Source organism: Enterobacter cloacae complex sp.6700776 (assembly GCF_048284255.1).
Classification (GTDB): domain Bacteria; phylum Pseudomonadota; class Gammaproteobacteria; order Enterobacterales; family Enterobacteriaceae; genus Enterobacter; species Enterobacter intestinihominis.
In genome coordinates, this window is record NZ_JBLVYK010000354.1 from 1 (window position 1) to 205 (window position 205).

The following is a 205-nucleotide window of genomic DNA, read 5'->3' on the forward strand; positions in this document are numbered from 1 at the left end:
TACCACTTTGTGATTCATGACTGGGGTGAAGTCGTAACAAGGTAACCGTAGGGGAACCTGCGGTTGGATCACCTCCTTACCTTAAAGAACCTGCCTTTGCAGTGCTCACACAGATTGTCTGATGAAAAACAGCAGTAAAAAATCTCTGCAGGCTTGTAGCTCAGGTGGTTAGAGCGCACCCCTGATAAGGGTGAGGTCGGTGGTT

General features: G+C 48.8%; 1 rRNA gene. It reads left to right on the forward strand.

Annotated features, from left to right (window positions below):
* Positions 1 to 79: ribosomal RNA gene (locus ACNQ0T_RS24600) — 16S ribosomal RNA — on the forward strand; the annotation flags it as partial.
* Positions 80 to 205: the final 126 nt, after the last annotated feature.